The sequence below is a fragment of the Hydrogenophaga sp. genome (assembly GCF_026125825.1).
In the GTDB taxonomy this organism is placed as follows: domain Bacteria; phylum Pseudomonadota; class Gammaproteobacteria; order Burkholderiales; family Burkholderiaceae_C; genus Hydrogenophaga.
Map to the genome: position 1 here is coordinate 25,526 of NZ_JAHCKK010000033.1, position 17,309 is coordinate 42,834.

A 17,309-nucleotide genomic window follows, 5' to 3' on the forward strand; every position below is an offset into this window, starting at 1 on the left:
ATGCCCGGCGCGCACGACCACTTGAGCGTGCGCGACTACGGCGCCTCGCACGGCAGCCACGATCACGAGCACTTCCAGATCCTCGTGGGTCTGGAGGGTGTGCTCGAACTGGAGGTCGCCGGTCGCGGGCAACGCATTGCGGCCGGCGACGGATGCGTGGTGCCACCGGGCGAGCACCATGACTTCGAAGGGCGCGGCGCCACGCGTTGCCTGGTGCTGGACTCGCACGACCCTGCCTGGGCCCGGGCTGTCGCAGCAGCCCCGCCTGGCGTGCACGTCCTGGCACGTTACCTGGCCGCCGCCATCACGGCCGGTCTGCCGCGCGCGCGCCAGGCCGGCGCAGGCCTGCTGCTCGAGGCCTGGTTGCCACACCATCACACGGCACCCCCGCCCCTGGAACGGCATCGCCGCCCCATCGATTGGGCCGCACTGGGCCAGTGGCTGCAGGCGCGCTGGCAAACACCTCTCACCGTGGCCGACCTGGCTTCGCAGGTGCACCTGAGCCCGTCACAGTTCACCGTGCGCTGCCAGGCCGAGCAAGGCGACAGCCCCATGCAATGGCTGCGCCGGCAACGCCTGGCCCAGGCCCGCGCCTGGCGCGCAGGCGGGCTGAGCGTGGCCGACACGGCCCGCCGCATCGGCTACCGCTCGCCCTCGGCACTGACGGCCGCGCTGCGCCGCGACTTGCCGCGCGATTGACCACCCCCTTCAAGACCGGCGCCGCGCAACGACAAACCGTCGGATCGCGACGAGGGCCCGGGCTAAGCTTGCGGCATGGGTCTCATCCTCTTGCCTGGTCACCAATGAGCCGTCATCGCCACTCCCTCCCGCTGGGCATCGGCTTTGGCGCCGCCGCTGGCGCCGCCTGGGGTTTTGTGTTCCTGGCACCCGAGCTCGCTCGCGACTTCTCACCCTTGCAGCTGTCCGCCGCCCGCTATCTGGCCTATGGCCTGGTGGCCCTGGCTCTGATCGCGCCGCGCTGGCATGCTTTGGCCCCCAGGCTCGGTCGGCCGGAGTGGTGGGCCCTGCTGCGGCTGAGCCTGCTGGGCAATATCCTGTACTACGTGCTGCTGGCGTCGGCGGTGCAACTGGGTGGCATGGCCATGACTTCGCTGGTCATCGGATTTCTGCCGGTGGCGGTCACGCTCATCGGCAGTCGCGGCCAAGGTGCGGTGCCGTTGCGCCGACTGGCGCTCACTCTGGCACTGGGCATCGCGGGGATTGCCTGCGTGGCCTGGCAGGCGCTGGGCGTGCCGTCCGAGGCGCCTGTGGCCATCCGCTTCACGGGTTTTCTCTGCGCGCTCGGTGCGCTGGCGGCCTGGACCGCCTACGCGGTGAGCAACAGCCGCTGGCTGCTTCGCCTGGACCACGTCTCCTCGCACGACTGGAGCTTGCTCACCGGCCTGGTGACGGGCGGGCTGGCCCTGCTTCTGGCGGTGCCCGCCTTTATCGGCAGCAACCTTAGCGACCACACTGGCGCGCAATGGGGACGTTTCGTCGGCGTTGCCGCCGGCATGGCGATCATGGCCTCGATCCTGGGCAACGCATTCTGGAACCGGGCCAGCCGCCTGTTGCCGCTGACCATGATCGGCCAGATGATCCTGTTCGAGACCCTGTTCGCCCTGCTCTACGGTTTCCTTTGGGAAGCTCGCTGGCCTACGGCACTGGAGGCCCTGGCCATGGTGCTCGTGAGCGCCAGCGTGCTGGCGGGTATCTCAGCGCACCAGACGCGGGCGCCGGAGCACGGGAACTAGTCGGTCATCAGGGCCGCGGGGTCTTCTGCGGCAAGCACGCTCTGCGCCCAGGTCTGCAGGCGCGTGGTATCGCAACGAAGGATCTGCTGCTTGACCGCCAGGATCTGCGAGGGGTGCATGGAGAAACTGCGCAGGCCCAGCCCCAGCAGCAGTCGCGTGAGGCTCACATCGCCAGCCATCTCGCCGCACACGCTCACGCCCTTGCCTTTGGCCCGGCACTGCTCGATGGTGCTGGCCAGCAGGTGCAGCACCGCCGGGTGCACCGGGTCATAGAGGTGCGACACGGCTTCGTCGGCACGGTCGATCGCCAGCGTGTACTGGATCAAGTCGTTGGTGCCGACGGACAGGAAATCGAAATAGCGAAGGAACAGCGGGATGGTCAGTGCCGCAGCCGGCACTTCGATCATCGCGCCGAGCTTGACGTGGCCATGCGCGATGCCGGCACTGTCCAGCTGTTCACGGGCGCGGTTGACCAGGGCCAGGGTCTGGCGGATCTCGCTGGCATGCGCCAGCATGGGAATGAGCAGGTGCACCGGGCCATGCGCCGCGGAGCGCAGGATGGCACGCAACTGCACCAGGAACATGGCTGGCTCGGCCAGACTCCAGCGGATGGCTCGCAGCCCCAGCGCCGGATTGAGGTGGTCCTCGCCCGCGCGCGAGGCGCCCCGGTCCAGCGGCTTGTCCGCGCCCACGTCGACGGTGCGGATGGTGACGGGCAGTCCCTGCATGCCCTCGACCGCGCGCCGGTAGGCGTGGTATTGCTCTTCCTCGTCGGGCAGCTTGCCGGCACGCCCCATGAACAGGAACTCGCTGCGGAACAGCCCCACTCCCACGGCACCGGCCCGGAGCGCGGCCACGGCATCCTCGGGCTGTTCGATGTTGGCGAGCAGCTCGATCTTCTGCCCATCGAGGGTGACGGCAGGCGTGTTCTTCAGGCGAGAGAGGCGTTCACGCTCGACCTCGCCCTGGCGTTGCTTGAAGCCATACTCGGCCAGCAGGATGGGCGAGGGATCGACCAGCACCACGCCAGCGTCTCCATCGATGATGACCCAGTCGTCCTGCTGGATGAGCTGGCTGGACGAGCGCGCGCCCACCACCGCGGGAATGTCCATGCTGCGCGCGACGATGGCGGTGTGGCTGGTCTTGCCGCCCACGTCGGTGACGAAGCCAGCGAAGACGCTCTGCTTGAACTGCAGCATGTCGGCGGGGGACAGGTCGTGCGCGATCAGCACCAGAGGCACTTCGATGGTGCTGTCGTGTACCCCCTTGGCATCGCCTCCAGGGGCCACCGGCGAAGCCACACCGCGCATGAAGCGCAGCATGCGCTCGACCACCTGCTCCAGGTCGGCCTTGCGCTCGCGCAGGTAAGGATCTTCCATTTCGTCAAACTGGCGCGCGATCACCTCGAGTTGGGTGGTCAGCGCCCATTCGGCGTTGTAATGCCGGTCCACGATCCAGTGCTTCACGCCGCCGGTGAGTTGCTCGTCCTGCAACAGCATCAGGTGCACATCCAGCAGCGCGGTGAGTTCGGGGTGAGCATCGTTCGGACCGAGATCGTGCAGGCTTTGCTGCACCTTCACGATCTCCTCGGCCACCGCGTTGCGCGCCTGACGCAGGCGCTCGATCTCACCCTCGACCTGGTCGGCCTGCACAAAGTAGTGCGCCACATCCACGCGGCTTGACGCCACGATCACGGCCCGTCCGATGGCAATGCCCCGGGAGACCGCCAGGCCGTGAATTGAAATTGTCATGCCCGCTCCTGGGCGTTGCCGCCAAGAAGTGGGTCAGGCCACCGCCAGGTCGCTCCCTGGGCGGTCCAGCCCCCTTGGGTGGCAGCGACTCGCGCAACGGTGGAGCGTGGAGGCTTCATTCGCCCTCGCCGAACTTGTCGTTGACCAGCGCCACCAGCGCGTCCATGGCGGGCTGCTCGTCCTTGCCGTCGGTCTCGATCTCGACCACGCTGCCGATGCCCGCGGCCAGCATCATGACGCCCATGATGCTCTTGGCATTGACGCGCCGCTCGCCGCGCGACATCCACACGTCGCAGGCAAAGCCGCCGGCGAGTTTGGTGAGTTTGGCCGAGGCGCGCGCGTGCAGCCCGAGCTTATTGCTGATGGTCACGGTGGTCTTGATCATGCGTGGCTCTTCTGGCCTGGTTCTGAGGTGCGGTCACCGCCACCTGGATGACACCTTGTGTGGCACCGATCATGGCGCGCGAGATCAGCGCGTCCAACGATTCATGGCGGTACGACACGGTGCGCAGCAGCATGGGCAGGTTCACGCCGGTGATGAGTTTGGAATTGATGCCGTCGATGAGTTTCTGCGCCACGTTGCAAGGCGTGGCGCCAAACACGTCGGTCACGACCAGCGTCTGTGGCAGGTGCATCTGGCGCATGAGGGCGCGGGCCTGCGCCAGCGACTCCTCCGGCGGCACGTTGGGTTGCACATCCAGGGCCGACACCGCGTCGGCGCTGTCGGGAAACACGTGCAGCACGCACTGGCGCAGGGCGGTGGCCAGCGGCGCGTGCGCCATGATGAGGATGCCGTTCATGGCGCCAGTTTAGCCCGCGCGGCCGGCTGCGCGACGAAGGTGGGCGTGCAGGAACACAGCGTAGGCAAGAACGCCACAGAGGCCAAAGAGCGCAATGGCACCTCGGTAGCGGGCGATCTCGTTGCCCACGAACAGCCCAAGGGCATCGATCAGCAACCCGATGCCCCACTGCACGACGAATACGCCCCCGAAAATGACCAGGTTGTAGCCCGAGAGCGCCCGCCCGGCAGCCTCGGCCGGCAGGGCCAGGGCCACTGCGGGTTGGGACAGCGAGCCCACGGTGCAGCTGACACAGTAGAGGGCCCAGAGCGGCCAGCCGGCACGCTCGCCCAGCAGCACGATGGCGGCCAGCACGACGAAACTCAGCGGCAGGCCCCAGGCGATCAGGCGTTCGGGCAACCAGCCCTGGCGTGCCAGCCGCGGATTGAACATGCCCCAGAGCCAGAAAGTGCACAGCATGCAGAGGTTGATGCCGAACAGGCCGCCGGCCGCCTGCTCCGGCGTATAGCCCGCGACCTTCACCATCCAGGGCCCGGCCCACAGGGTCTGCACGGCGATCATGCCGCCATAGTTGACGAAGCCGATCGGCACCATCTGGCGGAAATACGGATGGCGCCAGACCATGCCATAGCCCGCCTCGGCAACCGGGGCGGCCTCCACCGGCTCGGTCTGGCGCCAGCGCGGCACCATCCACACGATACCCACCATCGACAGCAGGATCAGCCCGCCCAGCAACCAGAACAAGCCACGCCAGCCGGTCAGCGGCATCAGCCACTGCACCGGCAGGGTGGCCGCCACCATGCCGAAGGAGCCGGTCATGAGCATCCAGGAGTTGGCGCGCATCTGAGCCAAAGGCGTGAGCCAGCGCCGGTACCCGGTAAGGGGCGCCATCAGGCAGGCGCTCACGCCCATGCCGATGAGCACGCGCGCAATCAGCAGCCAGCTGAAGCTGGTGGCCAGCGCGAAAGCGGCACAGCCGGCGACCGCCACGCCCAGGAACCACAGGATCACGGTGCGCGGACCATGGCGGTCGAGCCAGTTGCCCAGTGGCAGTTGCGTCAGCGCGAAGCCGAAGAAGTAGCCCCCGGCCAGCAGGCCAAGATCGCCTGCGTTGAGCGACATCTCGGCACTCAGGGTGGGCGAGAGCGTGGCCGTGATGGCCCTCAACAGCGCCGACAGGAAGTACGGCAGCGCAAAGGTCAGAAACACGATGACCACCGCGCGAGGCCCCAGCAACTCGCTTGGCGGGAGGTGCGGCGCCACCTCGCCGTCGTGACGCACAGGGCCGGGTCGGACAGTCGGGTTCATGGCAGCTTGAGTCCGTCAAAGAAGGTGGTGGCCACGTCATCACGCACCGTGGGGCCGTAGACCGCGGCCTGATAGACCTGCGTGCCACGTGCGAAATGCACCGCGCGCACTTGCACCGGCTGTCCCTGGTGGTCACTGCCCCGCGCGGCCAGGCCCAGGGCCTGGGAGGCGCCCGGCACGGAAGCGGGCCAGCGTGTGACAGGGTCGTCGGCGCGCGCGGGGTCGATGCGCACGGCCCCCAGCGAAGCCCTGCGCCAGCCGGCCAGCGCGGCAGGCACGCGGGCGGCGTCGCCCAGGTCGGCCCATGCGACAGCGAAGGTCAGGCCACCCGTGTCGCAGCTGTGCATGTGCAACTCGGCCGGCGCTCCGCCATCGAGCGGCACCGGCCGAGCGGCGGACTCGGGTTTGCAGGGCATGAGTGCCAGCAGCGGCGTGCCCTCGGAACGCAGTTCGCGCCAGTTGAAAGTGGGGTTGCACGCCCCCAGAATCAGTCCGGCGGACAGCGCGAGCCCCAGCGGGCGCAAGCGGCGGCGCGGCACACCGCCGGGAAGGGGGACAGACATGGGATTCCAGCCAGAGGGGCCACCGCCGGGACACCACAGCGAAGGCGGGGTCGCGCACAATGGCAACATGAATGCTCTGGATGGTATCCGCATACTCGATCTCTCGCGCGTGCTCGCCGGGCCATGGTGCACGCAGACCCTGGCCGATCTGGGCGCCGATGTGGTGAAAGTGGAGCGCCCTGCGGGCGCTGACCACCCCGGCGGCGACGACACCCGCGGCTGGGGCCCACCCTTCCTGCAAGGGCGCGACGGCCAGGACACCGCCGAGGCGGCCTACTACCTGGGCGCGAACCGCAACAAGCGATCTATCACCTGCGACATCGCCACCCCGCAGGGGCAGGCCCTGATCCGCGAGCTCGCCGCCAAGGCCGACGTGTTCGTCGAGAACTACAAGGTCGGCGACATGGCGCGCTACGGGCTGGACTACGCGGCGCTGCGCGCGATCAACCCCCGGCTTGTCTACTGCTCCATCACCGGCTTCGGTCAGACCGGGCCCTACAAGAACCGCGCAGGCTACGATTTCGCCATCCAGGCCATGGGCGGCCTCATGAGCGTGACCGGCGAACGGGACGCCTTGCCCGGCGGCGGTCCGCAGAAGGTGGGCGTGGCGGTGGCGGACCTGTTCACCGGCCTGTACGCGACCATCGCCATCCAGGCCGCGCTGCGCCACGCCGAGCGCACCGGAGAAGGACAGCACATCGACATGGCGCTGCTGGACACCCAGGTGGCCATGCTCGCCAACCTGGGCGCCAACTACCTTGTCCGCGGCCGTGGTGAAGGCAAGGTGCCGGGCCGGGCAGGCAATGCCCACGCCAACATCGTCCCCTACCAGGCGTTCGAGGTCGCACCGGATGCCCAAGGCCAGGCGCAGTACATCATCCTTGCCGTGGGCAACGACGGCCAGTTCGCCAAGTTCTGCGCGGTGGCCGGACGGCCTGAGCTCGCGAGCGACCCGCGCTTCGCGCAAAACCAGAACCGCGTGCGGAATCGCGAGGTGCTGATACCCCTGTTGGCCGAGCTGCTCAAGACGCGCGGCAAAGCCGACTGGCTGAATGCGCTGGAGGCCGCCAAGGTGCCTTGTGGGCCCATCAACAACCTGGCCGAGGTGTTCGCCGACCCGCATGTGCGCTCGCGCGGCATGGTGCACACCTGGTCGCATCCCCTGGCCGATGCCGTCGATCTGGTTGCCAGCCCCCTCAAGCTTGGCGCCACGCCTGTGCGCAACGACCTGCCACCACCGCTGCTGGGCCAGCACACGGCCGAGGTGCTGAGCGACTGGCTGGCCTGCCCGCCCGAGCGCCTGGCCGAACTCCAACGCTGCGGCGCGGTCTGAACCACGACGCCCACCGGTACACCTCATGAGCGACACTGCCACGCCCTCCCCCGCCGCCGTGCAGGCCCTGCCCACCCCCACTTCGCTGCGCGGCGCCGCGCAAGCCGCTGCCGCCCGCGGCGAGCCGCTGGTGGTGATGACCACGTTGACGGGTTGTCCCTATTGCGCCATCGTGCGCAACCACTACCTCCTGCCCATGCGGCGCGAGGGCAAGATCCATGCGGTGCAGATCGATGTGATGGATCGCACCGGCAATCTGCAGGGCTTTGACGGCCAGATGAGCACACCGGCCGAACAAGCTCGGGCCTGGAAAGCCCGCTTCACGCCAACGGTCTTGTTCTTCGGGCCCGATGGGCGAGAACTTGCCGAGCGCCTCGTGGGCATCGCAGTGCCCGACTTCTATGGCGAGTACCTGGAGGCCCGCCTGGCCGAGGCCCGGCAAAAGATCAAGTGATTTCTGGGGATCTTGCGCAAGAATGCGCTCACTTCAATGCACCGAAGACCTTCTTCAGGAGCGCGCTGCCAGTGCCCACCGGATCCTGGCGGATCTTGCGCTCTTCTTCGCCGATGATGGTGTAAAGCCCGTCGAGCGACTTCCCGGTCACATAGCGCTGGATGTTGGCGTCTTCCGAACGGACCAACCCCAGGCCAGCCACCTTGCCGGCCACTTTGTTGTACTGATTGGCCAGCCCCACTTTCTCGGTGGCCCTGGTCACGATGGGCAGGAACTTCTCGCCCAGCGGGCTGCGCGTTTTCTCGGCAAAGAACTGCGTCACTGAGTTCTCGCCACCGCCCAGGATGTTCTTGGCGTCGGTCACGCTCATGGACTTCACCGCGCCCACCAAGATGTCCCGCCCCATGGGCACGGCGGCTTCGGCGGCTCGGTTCATGCTCGTGACCAACTCGTCCACGCGCTTGCCCTGGCCGGTCATCTTGAGCAACTTGGACGCATCTTCCAGAAATCCAGGCAACGGAATCCGAACTTTTGGGTTGCCCAGGAATCCATCTGCCTTGCCCAGCAATGCCACTGCGGCCAATGCGCCCTTTTCCAGCGCCAGCTTGATGCCTTGGCTGGCATCGCCTTCGGTGAGGTCTCCCAGCGACAAGGCCCAGGCTTGCCGATGGGCCGCGAGGACCAGGAGGCCGATCATCGCGGTGGTGGACTGGGTAAACTGGCGGCGCTGCATGGCGGTTCCTCCGGGAAACAGGCTGTTCAATGAAAGACGTGGGGCAATGTAGCCCCCAGGAAGTGAAAAGACAATGACCGATCTCAGCCCCCGCGGCCAGCATCGTCGGCGCACCCTCCAAGCAGCCGCCGCGCTGGGTGCCCTTGGCGCCTTTGGCCTGGCAGGATGCTCCGGCCGCGACCCGGCGCCCGAGTCCACCTTCGTGCTGCTCGATGGCAGCAAGGCCACCACCGCCGACCTCAAGGGCAAGGTCACGCTCGTGAATTTCTGGGCCACCACGTGCGTGACCTGCGTGAAGGAGATGCCCTCCATCATTGCCACGTACCAGAAGTACCAGGGGCAGGGCTTCGAGACGCTGGCCGTGGCCATGGAATATGACCCGCCAGCCTGGGTGCTCAATTTTGCGCAATCGCGCCAGTTGCCCTTCAAGGTCGCGCTGGACAACACCGGCGACATCGCCAAGCAATGGGGGGACGTCAAGCTCACGCCCACCACCTACCTGGTGGATAAGCAAGGCCGGATCGTCAAACGTTATGTCGGTGAGCCCGACTTTCCCGCGCTGCACAAGCTGATCGAAGAGCTGCTGGCTCAGCAGGCTTGAGCCTGACCGGGCGCGTGTCCACGAAAAAGGCCGGGAGCGATCCCGGCCTTTTTCAATTGGCGGAATCCAGACTTATTTGCGGAAAGCGTCGTGGCAGGCCTTGCAGGTCTGGGCCGTGGCGCCGAATGCGGTCTTCACGCTGTCGAGATTGCCCGTCTTGGCCGCCGCCGCCAGTTGCGCGGTGGCAGTCTGGAGCTTGTCCGCGCTTTCCTTGAACTTGGCCTGTTCGGTCCAGATCACGGGCAAGGCGGCCGTGTCGCCTTTGTCGGTGCCCGGCACAAACCCCTCCCACGGCAGCTTGCTCATGGTTTCCACAATCGCGGCGCTCTCGGCAGCCACCTTGGCATCGAACGGTGCGCGGCCATTGGCCATCGCGCCGATGCGGCCGAAGTGATTGGCCATCACAGTCAGGGCGCCCTTGCGGTATTTCACCGCGTCTTCGGGCTTCTGGAATTGCGCGAAGGCGGATGCCGACAGGGTGCCGAAGGCCAGGGCCACGGCGAGGGGAGCGATTATTTTCATGAAAACTCCTGAGGAGGTTGTGGGGCGTTGCGGCGTGGCTCGGGGAGCCACCCGATCAGGAGTGTAGGGAGTTGGCCGAAGTTCCATCTGAACGTTTTTCGATATACCTTCTCTATTCCTCGATTCCAAACTCACCCATCCAACCTCACCATGCACACCATCCGCGTCTGGGACCTGCCCACCCGTCTGTTCCACTGGCTCCTGGCCGCCTGCGTCATCGGGCTGATCGTCACCGGCAGCATGGGCGGCAACTGGATGAATTGGCACCTTCGCCTGGGCTATGCGGTGTTGACGCTGCTGCTGTTCCGCCTGGTCTGGGGCTTCATCGGCGGCCGCTGGTCGCGCTTCACCCACTTCATCTACGCACCTTCGTCGTTGCTCGCCTACCTCCGCGGAGAGGGCCGCCCCGAGCATTCGGTCGGCCACAGCCCGTTGGGTGCCTTGTCTGTTTTCGCGTTGCTCCTGATTCTCGCCGCGCAGGTCGGGACCGGTCTCATGAGCGACGATGAGATCGCCTTCTTCGGCCCGCTCGTGCGATTCGTCTCGGGCGACACGGTGTCTCTCGCCACCGGATACCACAAGGAAGTCGGCAAACTCATCGTCCTCTTTCTGGTCGGCCTGCATTTGCTGGCGATCGCGTACTACAAGTGGGCAAGGAAGCAAGGCCTTGTCCGTCCCATGGTGGTCGGCGACAAGCAGGTGCCGATCCCCGTCCCTGCCACCCGCGACACAGCCACCACGCGCCTGCTGGCCCTGACGGTGCTGGGCCTGTGCGCGGCGGCAGTCGGCTGGCTGGTCAGCCTGGGCAATGCATTTTGAGCATGCGGCCGGTCGCTGTCGTATAGTGGCAGCCACGCCACCCACCGGGCTTCGCGTCCGCTCCCCCGCTGCCATGACCGACACCGGAACCGCCGAGATCTCGCTGAGACCGGCCCAGTTTCCCGACGACCTGCAGACCGTTCGCCAACTCTTCCTGGAGTACCAGGCTGGGCTGGGAATCGACCTGTGTTTCCAGGGCTTTGATGCCGAGCTCGCCGAGCTGCCTGGCGCCTACGCACCGCCCGACGGCACGCTGCTGCTGGCATGCGTGGACGGCGAGGCCGCAGGGTGCTGCGCCATGCGCCCGCTCTACAACACGGATCACCTCAACGCCTGCGAGATGAAGCGCCTCTTCGTGCGACCGGCCTTTCGCGGCTTCGGCCTGGGCCGTCTGCTGGTGGAGCGCATCCTGTCGGACGGTCAACTGTCCGGCTACACCACCATGCTGCTGGACACCTTGAGCGACATGGAGACGGCACGAGCGCTCTACCAGGAGATGGGTTTTGTCGAGGTGGCGCCGTACTACCACAACCCGATTCCAGGTGCGCATTACCTCAAGGTCGATCTCTAAGCCGGCAAGCGGCCAGAAAAAAGCCGCCAGGTGGCGACACCGGCGGCTTTTTGCTTGAATCGAGAATCAGGCGCCAGCTTTGGCCTGGGCGAGCAAGGTATCGGCGTCGCTCACCTCGAACTTGCCAGGGCCTTCGACGTTCAGCGATTTCACCACGCCATCCTTGACCAACATCGAATACCGGTTGCTGCGCAGACCCATGCCGCGGCCGGTCAGGTCGAGGGTCAGGCCTGTGGCCTTGGCAAAGTCGGCGCTGCCATCGGCCAGCATGCGCACCTTATCGCCCGTCTTCTGGTCGCGCGCCCAAGCGCCCATCACGAAAGCGTCGTTCACGCTCAAGCACCAGATCTCGTCCACGCCGGCAGCCTTGAAGTCGGCGGCGCGCTGCACGAAACCCGGCACGTGCTTGGCGGAACAGGTTGGCGTGAACGCGCCAGGCAGCGCGAACACGGCGATCGTCTTGCCAGCCGAAGCTTTCTGCACGTCCACCGGGTTCGGGCCGATGCTGCAGCCATTGCCTTCAACTTCGCTGTATTCCATCAGCGTGGCCGCCGGAATCTTGTCACCCACCTTGATCATGTCGTGCTCCTCGTTGTGTGGCCCGCAGGCCGTGGCTGGAGGGCCCGATCATGCCGGGCCCGGAAAAAGAAAAAGCGACCGAATTGTCGGTCGCTTTGTCGATTTGCGCTGCGAAGAACGCAATGGGGCTTAGACCAGCGCGGCCTTTTGCACCAGGCGCGTGGCCACCCAGTTCTTGGTCTTGGACAGCGGACGGCTTTCGGTGATCTCGATCACGTCGCCCATTTTGTACTCGCTCTTCTCGTCGTGAGCATGGTACTTGCTGGACTTGGCCACGATCTTGTCGTAGAGCTCGTGCTTCACACGGCGCTCCACCAACACCGTCACGGTCTTGGCACGCTTGTCGCTGACCACCTTGCCAACCAAGGTGCGCTTGAGGGATGTTTTAGCTTCCGTCATGGTCACTCCTTATTTGGCAGCGGCGGCGGCGCGCTGCTTCTCGGCCAGGATGGTCTTGGCGCGAGCGATCGCACGGCGGGTGTCACCCAGCGTGGCGTTGTTGTTGAGTTGTTGCGTGGCTTTTTGCATGCGCAGACCGAAATGGGCCTTTTGCAGTGCCTTCACTTCGGCTTCGAGGCCGGCCACATCCTTTTGGCGCAGTTCAGCAGTTTTCATCTTGTGTTCTCCTGAATCACTGACCCAACATGCGCGTCACGAACGTGGTGCGCAGCGGAAGCTTGGCGGCAGCCAACGTGAATGCCTCGCGGGCCAGCTGTTCGGGCACGCCCACGATCTCGTAGAGCACCTTGCCAGGCTGGATCTCGGCCACGTAGTACTCCACCGAACCCTTGCCGTTGCCCATACGGACTTCAGCAGGCTTCTGGGAGATCGGCTTGTCCGGAAACACGCGGATCCAGATGCGGCCGCCACGCTTGACGTGACGGGAGATCGCACGGCGTGCGGCCTCGATCTGGCGAGCCGTCAGGCGACCGCGGTCGGTCGACTTCAGGCCGAAGTCGCCGAACGCGACGGTGGCGCCACTGGTGGCGACGCCGGTATTGCGGCCTTTTTGTTCTTTACGGAACTTGCGGCGAGCAGGTTGCAACATGTTTATTCTCCTTTGCCGTCCGCAGCTGCAGATGCGGGCGCGGCGTCTTTGCGAACGCGCTTAACGGCGGGTTTGGTTTCGGTGCCAGTGGCTTCAGCAGGCTTGTCGCTGCCGTCGGCCGGAGCGGCATTGGCGCCAGGGCGGCGGACTGCGGCGCGGGCAGGCGGGCCTGCCGGACGCTCGCGGCGCGGACCACGCGGGCGACGCTCTTCTTCGACACGCGGTTCGGCCACCACAGGCGCATCGTTGCGACCCAGGGTATCGCCTTTGTAGACCCAGACCTTGACACCGATGATGCCGTAGGTGGTCTTGGCTTCGGACGTGCCGTAGTCGATGTCGGCGCGCAGGGTGTGAAGCGGCACGCGACCTTCGCGGTACCACTCGCAACGGGCAATTTCAATGCCGTTGAGACGACCCGACGACATGATCTTGATGCCCTGTGCGCCCAGGCGCATGGCGTTCTGCATTGCGCGCTTCATGGCGCGGCGGAACATGATGCGCTTTTCGAGCTGCTGCGTGATGCTGTCGGCGATCAGTTTGGCATCGATTTCCGGCTTGCGCACTTCTTCGATGTTGACAGCCACCGGCACGCCCAGCTTGGCGGCCAGTTCCTTCTTCAGCTTCTCGATGTCCTCACCCTTCTTGCCGATCACCACGCCCGGACGTGCCGAGTAGATGGTGATGCGGGCGTTCTTGGCGGGGCGCTCGATCACGACGCGCGAAACGGCGGCGTTCTTCAGCTTGCCCTTGAGGTACTCACGCACCTTGATGTCTTCGGCCAGCATGCCGGCGAAGTCACGGTTGCTTGCGTACCAGCGGCTGGCCCAGTTGCGGGAAACTGCGAGGCGGAACCCGGTGGGGTTGATTTTCTGTCCCATATTCCTGTGACCTCTTCAGTTGCCAACCGTCACGTAGATGTGACACGTGGGTTTGCTGATGCGGTTGCCGCGGCCTTTGGCGCGGGCCGAGAAGCGCTTGAGCGTGGTGCCTTGCTCGACGTAGATGGTCTTGACCTTCAGTTCGTCAATGTCGGCGCCGTCGTTGTGTTCGGCGTTGGCGATGGCGGACTCAAGAGCCTTCTTGACGATGCCAGCGGCCTTCTTCTGCGTGAACGTCAGGATGTTGAGGGCCTGATCGACCTTCTTGCCACGAATCAGGTCGGCAACCAGTCGGCCTTTGTCGACCGAGAGGCGAACGCCTCGAACGATTGAACGGGTTTCCATGGTTAGTCCTTACTTCTTCGCTTTTTTGTCGGCCGGGTGGCCCTTGAACGTGCGCGTCAGCGAAAACTCGCCGAGCTTGTGTCCCACCATCTGATCGGTGATGTACACGGGCACGTGCTGCTTGCCGTTGTGCACGGCGATGGTCAGGCCGATGAAATCGGGCAGGATCATCGAGCGGCGCGACCAGGTCTTGACGGGCTTTTTGTCCTTGGTGGCTTGGGCTTTTTCAACCTTGGCCAGCAGGTGGTGGTCGACAAACGGACCTTTTTTGAGTGAGCGAGTCATGTTGTCAACCCTTTACTTCTTGCGACGCGAGACGATCATCGACTGCGTGCGGCGGTTGTTGCGGGTGCGATAGCCCTTGGTCAGGTTGCCCCACGGATCCACCGGAGCGCGGCCTTCGCCGGTCTTGCCTTCACCACCACCGTGCGGGTGGTCGATCGGGTTCATCGCGGTACCGCGAACGGTCGGGCGGATGCCCATGTGACGCTTCACACCGGCCTTGCCCAATTGGCGCAGGCTGTGTTCCTGGTTGGACACTTCGCCGATGGTGGCGCGGCAATCCACGTGGACCTTGCGCACTTCACCCGAGCGCATCCGCACCTGGGCGTAGATGCCTTCGCGGGCCAGCAGCACGGCCGAGGCGCCGGCGGAGCGGGCGATTTGCGCGCCCTTGCCAACCTGCAGCTCGATGCAATGGATGGTCGAACCGACCGGGATGTTGCGGATCGGCAAGGTGTTGCCCACGCGGATGGGCGACTCCGAGCCGGACAGCAGTGTCGCGCCCACTTCAACACCGCGGGGGGCGATGATGTAGCGGCGCTCGCCGTCGGCGTAGCACAGCAGCGCAATGTGCGCCGTGCGGTTCGGGTCGTACTCGATGCGCTCGACCTTGGCCGGGATGCCGTCCTTGTTGCGGCGGAAATCGACCACGCGATAGTGGTGCTTGTGTCCACCGCCCTTGTGACGGGTGGTGATGTGACCATTGTTGTTGCGGCCGGCCTTCTGGAACTGGGGTTCCAGCAGCGGCGCAAAACCTGCACCCTTGTGCAACTGGTCACGCGTGACCTTCACCATGCCGCGACGGCCTGGCGAAGTCGGTTTCATCTTGATGACTGCCATGATTAAACGCCCTCTCCGCCGAAGTTCAGCTCTTGACCCGGCATCAGCGTCACATAGGCCTTGCGAACGTGGTCGCGACGACCGACGGTCTTGCCAAAGCGCTTGGACTTGCCCTTTTGGTTGAGCACGGAAACGCCCTTGACCTGGACCTTGAACATCAGTTCAACGGCCGCCTTGATCTCGGGCTTGGAGGCATCGCGCAACACCTTGAACATCACGGCGTTGGTTTGCTCGGCGACCTGGGTGGCCTTCTCGGACACGATCGGTGCCACGAGGACCTGCATCAGGCGACCTTCGTCGTATTTCGTGACGCTCATGCGAACATCTCCTTGAGCTGGTCGATCGCCGCCTTGGTGACGATGACCTTCTTGTAATGCACCAGCGACAGCGGATCGGCGTAACGAGGCTCGACCACCAGCACGTTGGGCAGGTTGCGCGAAGCCAGGTACAGGTTCTCGTCGACTTCCTCGGCGATCACCAGCACCGACTGCAGGTTCATGGCTTTGAATTTGTCGGCCAGCTGCTTGGTCTTGGGCGAGTCCACTTTCAGGGAGTCGACCACGGCCAGACGGCCTTCACGCACCAGCTGCGAGAAGATGGACGCCATGCCGGCGCGGTACATCTTCTTGTTGAGCTTCTGGGTGAAGTTCTCGTCGGGGCTGTTCGGGAAGATGCGACCGCCTCCGCGCCACAGCGGGGAAGACGTCATACCGGCGCGAGCGCGGCCGGTGCCCTTCTGCTTGAACGGCTTCTTGGTCGAGTGCTTGACCATCTGGCGGTCTTTTTGCGCACGCGTACCTTGACGGGCGTTCGCCTGATAGGCCACCACGAGTTGGTGAATCAGGGCTTCGTTGTAGTCGCGACCAAACACGGTCTCGGGCACGTCCACGTTGGACGAGGCTTGACCCTGGTCGTTCAGGAGTTCAACTTGCATCAGTTTGCTCCCTTGCCGGATTTGGCCTTGATGGCGGGACGCACGGTCACGAAACCGCCGTTGGAGCCGGGAACGGCGCCGCGGATCATGAGCAGCTGACGGGCTTCGTCCACGCGCACGATGTCGAGGTTCTGGATGGTCTTGGTCACATCGCCCATGTGCCCGGTCATCTTCTTGCCCGGAAACACGCGGCCCGGATCCTGGGCCATGGAGATGGAGCCCGGCACGTTGTGCGAACGGCTGTTGCCGTGCGACGCGCGCTGCGAGCTGAAGTTGTGGCGTTTGATCGTGCCGGCGAAGCCTTTACCGATCGAGGTGCCTTGCACGTCCACCTTTTGACCCGCTGCGAAGATCGCATTGGGGGCCACCACGGCACCGGGCTGGTACTGGGCAGCGACGTCGGAGGCGACGCGGAATTCCTGGATGATTTCACCGGCTTCAACACCGGCCTTGGCCAAGTGGCCCGCTTCGGGCTTGGTCACGCGGGAGGCACGGCGGGCACCAAAGGTGACCTGCAGCGCATCGTAGCCGTCATGGGCCAGGGTTTTGACCTGCGTCACACGGTTGTTGGACACATCGACCACCGTGACAGGCACTGCGTCCCCGTCATCGGTGAACAGACGCATCATGCCCACCTTGCGACCCAACAACCCGAGGGAGTTGCTAAGACTCATTGTTTTCTCCGTTCCCGACTTCAATTGGCCGGGGCTGATGGTGCGAAACCGGGGTTCCGCGCTAAGGGCCGATGATTCAGGATCAAACGGCACCACGAAATCTCCGGCCAGAAGCCGGAAAGCCCGCCAGTATAACCGGCGGGCTTTTTCTCTGCAAGCACCGCCGGGCGAATGCCCTGCGGTGCCTTGGCGAGAAACCTTACTGCAGCTTGATTTCGACGTCCACGCCAGCTGGCAGGTCGAGCTTCATCAGGGCATCGACCGTCTTGTCGGTCGGGTCCACGATGTCCATCAGGCGCTGGTGGGTGCGGATTTCGAGCTGGTCGCGGCTGGTCTTGTTGACGTGCGGCGAGCGCAGGATGTCGAAACGCTTCATGCGGGTCGGCAGGGGCACGGGACCCTTGACGATCGCGCCGGTGCGCTTGGCGGTGTCAACGATCTCGGCGGCCGAGCTGTCGATCAGCTTGTAGTCGAAGGCCTTGAGGCGGATGCGGATTTTTTGCTTGGTGGACATGTCCGC

26 protein-coding genes are annotated in these 17,309 nt (G+C 65.2%); 7 read left to right on the top strand and 19 right to left on the bottom strand.

Annotation, left to right across the window (positions count from 1 at the left end; translation table 11 throughout):
* On the top strand, positions 1-699 hold the full coding sequence (locus KIT86_RS12615) for an AraC family transcriptional regulator (protein WP_297398844.1): 699 nt from the start codon (positions 1-3) through the stop codon (positions 697-699).
* Between the two features lie 104 nt (positions 700-803).
* A complete protein-coding gene (locus KIT86_RS12620) occupies positions 804-1,754 on the top strand; it encodes a DMT family transporter (RefSeq protein WP_297398846.1) in 951 nt (316 codons plus the stop codon).
* On the opposite strand, the gene ptsP is transcribed toward KIT86_RS12620, so the two are convergent.
* The 5 genes from ptsP to KIT86_RS12645 all read right to left on the bottom strand — a co-directional run bounded on the left by ptsP (position 1,751) and on the right by KIT86_RS12645 (position 6,176).
* Positions 1,751-3,505: a phosphoenolpyruvate--protein phosphotransferase gene (gene ptsP, locus KIT86_RS12625; RefSeq protein WP_297398848.1), complete on the bottom strand. Its 1,755-nt coding sequence runs from the start codon at positions 3,503-3,505 to the stop codon at positions 1,751-1,753. The genes KIT86_RS12620 and ptsP overlap by 4 nt on opposite strands.
* 115 nt (positions 3,506-3,620) lie before the next feature.
* Positions 3,621-3,890 (bottom strand): HPr family phosphocarrier protein, encoded by a 270-nt coding sequence (locus KIT86_RS12630; protein ID WP_297398850.1) that lies wholly within the window; start codon positions 3,888-3,890, stop codon positions 3,621-3,623.
* Positions 3,859-4,305, bottom strand: coding sequence for a PTS fructose transporter subunit IIA (locus tag KIT86_RS12635; RefSeq protein WP_297398852.1), 447 nt, complete (start codon positions 4,303-4,305; stop codon positions 3,859-3,861). The genes KIT86_RS12630 and KIT86_RS12635 overlap by 32 nt, the downstream gene beginning before the upstream one ends.
* Positions 4,306-4,314: 9 nt before the next feature.
* Positions 4,315-5,613 carry an MFS transporter gene (locus KIT86_RS12640; protein ID WP_297398854.1) on the bottom strand — a complete coding sequence of 433 codons (1,299 nt, stop codon included), beginning with the start codon at positions 5,611-5,613 and terminating at the stop codon, positions 4,315-4,317.
* Positions 5,610-6,176 carry a hypothetical protein gene (locus tag KIT86_RS12645; RefSeq protein WP_297398856.1) on the bottom strand — a complete coding sequence of 189 codons (567 nt, stop codon included), beginning with the start codon at positions 6,174-6,176 and terminating at the stop codon, positions 5,610-5,612. The genes KIT86_RS12640 and KIT86_RS12645 overlap by 4 nt, the downstream gene beginning before the upstream one ends.
* Before the next feature lie 67 nt (positions 6,177-6,243).
* On the opposite strand from KIT86_RS12645, the gene KIT86_RS12650 reads away from it, so the two are divergent.
* On the top strand, positions 6,244-7,509 hold the full coding sequence (locus KIT86_RS12650) for a CaiB/BaiF CoA-transferase family protein (RefSeq protein WP_297398858.1): 1,266 nt from the start codon (positions 6,244-6,246) through the stop codon (positions 7,507-7,509).
* Positions 7,510-7,534: 25 nt separating this feature from the next.
* Entirely contained in the window at positions 7,535-7,963 is a 429-nt protein-coding gene (locus tag KIT86_RS12655; RefSeq protein ID WP_297398860.1) for a thioredoxin fold domain-containing protein, read from the top strand.
* A gap of 28 nt (positions 7,964-7,991) precedes the next feature.
* Here KIT86_RS12655 and KIT86_RS12660 read toward each other — a convergent pair whose 3' ends face one another.
* A complete protein-coding gene (locus tag KIT86_RS12660; RefSeq protein ID WP_297398862.1) occupies positions 7,992-8,696 on the bottom strand; it encodes a DUF4197 domain-containing protein in 705 nt (234 codons plus the stop codon).
* 73 nt (positions 8,697-8,769) lie between these two features.
* On the opposite strand from KIT86_RS12660, the gene KIT86_RS12665 reads away from it, so the two are divergent.
* Positions 8,770-9,297 carry a TlpA disulfide reductase family protein gene (locus tag KIT86_RS12665; protein WP_297398863.1) on the top strand — a complete coding sequence of 176 codons (528 nt, stop codon included), beginning with the start codon at positions 8,770-8,772 and terminating at the stop codon, positions 9,295-9,297.
* Between the two features lie 72 nt (positions 9,298-9,369).
* On the opposite strand, the gene KIT86_RS12670 is transcribed toward KIT86_RS12665, so the two are convergent.
* Positions 9,370-9,819 (bottom strand): cytochrome c, encoded by a 450-nt coding sequence (locus KIT86_RS12670; RefSeq protein WP_297398865.1) that lies wholly within the window; start codon positions 9,817-9,819, stop codon positions 9,370-9,372.
* 150 nt (positions 9,820-9,969) lie between these two features.
* On the opposite strand from KIT86_RS12670, the gene KIT86_RS12675 reads away from it, so the two are divergent.
* Both KIT86_RS12675 and KIT86_RS12680 read left to right on the top strand, forming a co-directional pair.
* Positions 9,970-10,638: a cytochrome b/b6 domain-containing protein gene (locus tag KIT86_RS12675; protein WP_297398866.1), complete on the top strand. Its 669-nt coding sequence runs from the start codon at positions 9,970-9,972 to the stop codon at positions 10,636-10,638.
* Positions 10,639-10,711: 73 nt separating this feature from the next.
* A complete protein-coding gene (locus tag KIT86_RS12680) occupies positions 10,712-11,209 on the top strand; it encodes a GNAT family N-acetyltransferase (RefSeq protein WP_297398867.1) in 498 nt (165 codons plus the stop codon).
* Positions 11,210-11,275: 66 nt separating this feature from the next.
* On the opposite strand, the gene KIT86_RS12685 is transcribed toward KIT86_RS12680, so the two are convergent.
* From KIT86_RS12685 to rpsJ, 12 genes are all read right to left on the bottom strand, one after another.
* Positions 11,276-11,788 carry a peroxiredoxin gene (locus KIT86_RS12685; protein ID WP_297398869.1) on the bottom strand — a complete coding sequence of 171 codons (513 nt, stop codon included), beginning with the start codon at positions 11,786-11,788 and terminating at the stop codon, positions 11,276-11,278.
* Positions 11,789-11,917: 129 nt separating this feature from the next.
* On the bottom strand, positions 11,918-12,187 hold the full coding sequence (rpsQ, locus tag KIT86_RS12690) for a 30S ribosomal protein S17 (RefSeq protein ID WP_297398871.1): 270 nt from the start codon (positions 12,185-12,187) through the stop codon (positions 11,918-11,920).
* 9 nt (positions 12,188-12,196) lie between these two features.
* Positions 12,197-12,403, bottom strand: coding sequence for a 50S ribosomal protein L29 (gene rpmC, locus KIT86_RS12695; RefSeq protein WP_291114553.1), 207 nt, complete (start codon positions 12,401-12,403; stop codon positions 12,197-12,199).
* Positions 12,404-12,419: 16 nt separating this feature from the next.
* Positions 12,420-12,836: a 50S ribosomal protein L16 gene (rplP, locus tag KIT86_RS12700; RefSeq protein ID WP_066089098.1), complete on the bottom strand. Its 417-nt coding sequence runs from the start codon at positions 12,834-12,836 to the stop codon at positions 12,420-12,422.
* A 2-nt stretch (positions 12,837-12,838) separates the two neighbouring features.
* On the bottom strand, positions 12,839-13,714 hold the full coding sequence (gene rpsC / locus KIT86_RS12705; protein WP_291114559.1) for a 30S ribosomal protein S3: 876 nt from the start codon (positions 13,712-13,714) through the stop codon (positions 12,839-12,841).
* 15 nt (positions 13,715-13,729) lie between these two features.
* On the bottom strand, positions 13,730-14,059 hold the full coding sequence (gene rplV / locus KIT86_RS12710) for a 50S ribosomal protein L22 (RefSeq protein ID WP_204735725.1): 330 nt from the start codon (positions 14,057-14,059) through the stop codon (positions 13,730-13,732).
* Positions 14,060-14,068: 9 nt separating this feature from the next.
* A complete protein-coding gene (gene rpsS, locus KIT86_RS12715) occupies positions 14,069-14,344 on the bottom strand; it encodes a 30S ribosomal protein S19 (RefSeq protein ID WP_204735724.1) in 276 nt (91 codons plus the stop codon).
* A 12-nt stretch (positions 14,345-14,356) separates the two neighbouring features.
* A complete protein-coding gene (gene rplB, locus KIT86_RS12720; protein ID WP_291114567.1) occupies positions 14,357-15,181 on the bottom strand; it encodes a 50S ribosomal protein L2 in 825 nt (274 codons plus the stop codon).
* A gap of 2 nt (positions 15,182-15,183) precedes the next feature.
* On the bottom strand, positions 15,184-15,498 hold the full coding sequence (gene rplW / locus KIT86_RS12725) for a 50S ribosomal protein L23 (RefSeq protein WP_068174618.1): 315 nt from the start codon (positions 15,496-15,498) through the stop codon (positions 15,184-15,186).
* Positions 15,495-16,115 (bottom strand): 50S ribosomal protein L4, encoded by a 621-nt coding sequence (rplD, locus tag KIT86_RS12730; RefSeq protein WP_291114572.1) that lies wholly within the window; start codon positions 16,113-16,115, stop codon positions 15,495-15,497. Before rplD ends, rplW begins: the two co-directional genes overlap by 4 nt.
* The gene (gene rplC, locus KIT86_RS12735) at positions 16,115-16,789 is read right to left on the bottom strand and encodes a 50S ribosomal protein L3 (RefSeq protein WP_297398882.1); all 675 of its coding nucleotides are present in this window, start codon (positions 16,787-16,789) and stop codon (positions 16,115-16,117) included. Before rplC ends, rplD begins: the two co-directional genes overlap by 1 nt.
* 199 nt (positions 16,790-16,988) lie before the next feature.
* Positions 16,989-17,303: a 30S ribosomal protein S10 gene (gene rpsJ, locus KIT86_RS12740; RefSeq protein ID WP_056266806.1), complete on the bottom strand. Its 315-nt coding sequence runs from the start codon at positions 17,301-17,303 to the stop codon at positions 16,989-16,991.
* Positions 17,304-17,309 lie beyond the last annotated feature (6 nt).

Coding starts and splice junctions, on each gene's coding strand:
- KIT86_RS12670 (WP_297398865.1), bottom strand. CDS start 9,819: ATGAAAATAATCGCTCCCCTCGCCGTGGCCCTGGCCTTCGGCACCCTG.
- KIT86_RS12655 (WP_297398860.1), top strand. CDS start 7,535: ATGAGCGACACTGCCACGCCCTCCCCCGCCGCCGTGCAGGCCCTGCCC.
- rplB (WP_291114567.1), bottom strand. CDS start 15,181: ATGGCAGTCATCAAGATGAAACCGACTTCGCCAGGCCGTCGCGGCATG.
- KIT86_RS12650 (WP_297398858.1), top strand. CDS start 6,244: ATGAATGCTCTGGATGGTATCCGCATACTCGATCTCTCGCGCGTGCTC.
- KIT86_RS12620 (WP_297398846.1), top strand. CDS start 804: ATGAGCCGTCATCGCCACTCCCTCCCGCTGGGCATCGGCTTTGGCGCC.
- rplP (WP_066089098.1), bottom strand. CDS start 12,836: ATGTTGCAACCTGCTCGCCGCAAGTTCCGTAAAGAACAAAAAGGCCGC.
- rpsC (WP_291114559.1), bottom strand. CDS start 13,714: ATGGGACAGAAAATCAACCCCACCGGGTTCCGCCTCGCAGTTTCCCGC.
- rplD (WP_291114572.1), bottom strand. CDS start 16,115: ATGCAAGTTGAACTCCTGAACGACCAGGGTCAAGCCTCGTCCAACGTG.
- rplW (WP_068174618.1), bottom strand. CDS start 15,498: ATGAGCGTCACGAAATACGACGAAGGTCGCCTGATGCAGGTCCTCGTG.
- KIT86_RS12660 (WP_297398862.1), bottom strand. CDS start 8,696: ATGCAGCGCCGCCAGTTTACCCAGTCCACCACCGCGATGATCGGCCTC.
- KIT86_RS12675 (WP_297398866.1), top strand. CDS start 9,970: ATGCACACCATCCGCGTCTGGGACCTGCCCACCCGTCTGTTCCACTGG.
- KIT86_RS12640 (WP_297398854.1), bottom strand. CDS start 5,613: ATGAACCCGACTGTCCGACCCGGCCCTGTGCGTCACGACGGCGAGGTG.
- rpsQ (WP_297398871.1), bottom strand. CDS start 12,187: ATGACGGAAGCTAAAACATCCCTCAAGCGCACCTTGGTTGGCAAGGTG.
- rpmC (WP_291114553.1), bottom strand. CDS start 12,403: ATGAAAACTGCTGAACTGCGCCAAAAGGATGTGGCCGGCCTCGAAGCC.
- ptsP (WP_297398848.1), bottom strand. CDS start 3,505: ATGACAATTTCAATTCACGGCCTGGCGGTCTCCCGGGGCATTGCCATC.
- KIT86_RS12685 (WP_297398869.1), bottom strand. CDS start 11,788: ATGATCAAGGTGGGTGACAAGATTCCGGCGGCCACGCTGATGGAATAC.
- KIT86_RS12645 (WP_297398856.1), bottom strand. CDS start 6,176: ATGTCTGTCCCCCTTCCCGGCGGTGTGCCGCGCCGCCGCTTGCGCCCG.
- rpsS (WP_204735724.1), bottom strand. CDS start 14,344: ATGACTCGCTCACTCAAAAAAGGTCCGTTTGTCGACCACCACCTGCTG.
- KIT86_RS12630 (WP_297398850.1), bottom strand. CDS start 3,890: ATGATCAAGACCACCGTGACCATCAGCAATAAGCTCGGGCTGCACGCG.
- KIT86_RS12680 (WP_297398867.1), top strand. CDS start 10,712: ATGACCGACACCGGAACCGCCGAGATCTCGCTGAGACCGGCCCAGTTT.
- KIT86_RS12615 (WP_297398844.1), top strand. CDS start 1: ATGCCCGGCGCGCACGACCACTTGAGCGTGCGCGACTACGGCGCCTCG.
- rplV (WP_204735725.1), bottom strand. CDS start 14,059: ATGGAAACCCGTTCAATCGTTCGAGGCGTTCGCCTCTCGGTCGACAAA.
- KIT86_RS12665 (WP_297398863.1), top strand. CDS start 8,770: ATGACCGATCTCAGCCCCCGCGGCCAGCATCGTCGGCGCACCCTCCAA.
- rpsJ (WP_056266806.1), bottom strand. CDS start 17,303: ATGTCCACCAAGCAAAAAATCCGCATCCGCCTCAAGGCCTTCGACTAC.
- KIT86_RS12635 (WP_297398852.1), bottom strand. CDS start 4,305: ATGAACGGCATCCTCATCATGGCGCACGCGCCGCTGGCCACCGCCCTG.
- rplC (WP_297398882.1), bottom strand. CDS start 16,789: ATGAGTCTTAGCAACTCCCTCGGGTTGTTGGGTCGCAAGGTGGGCATG.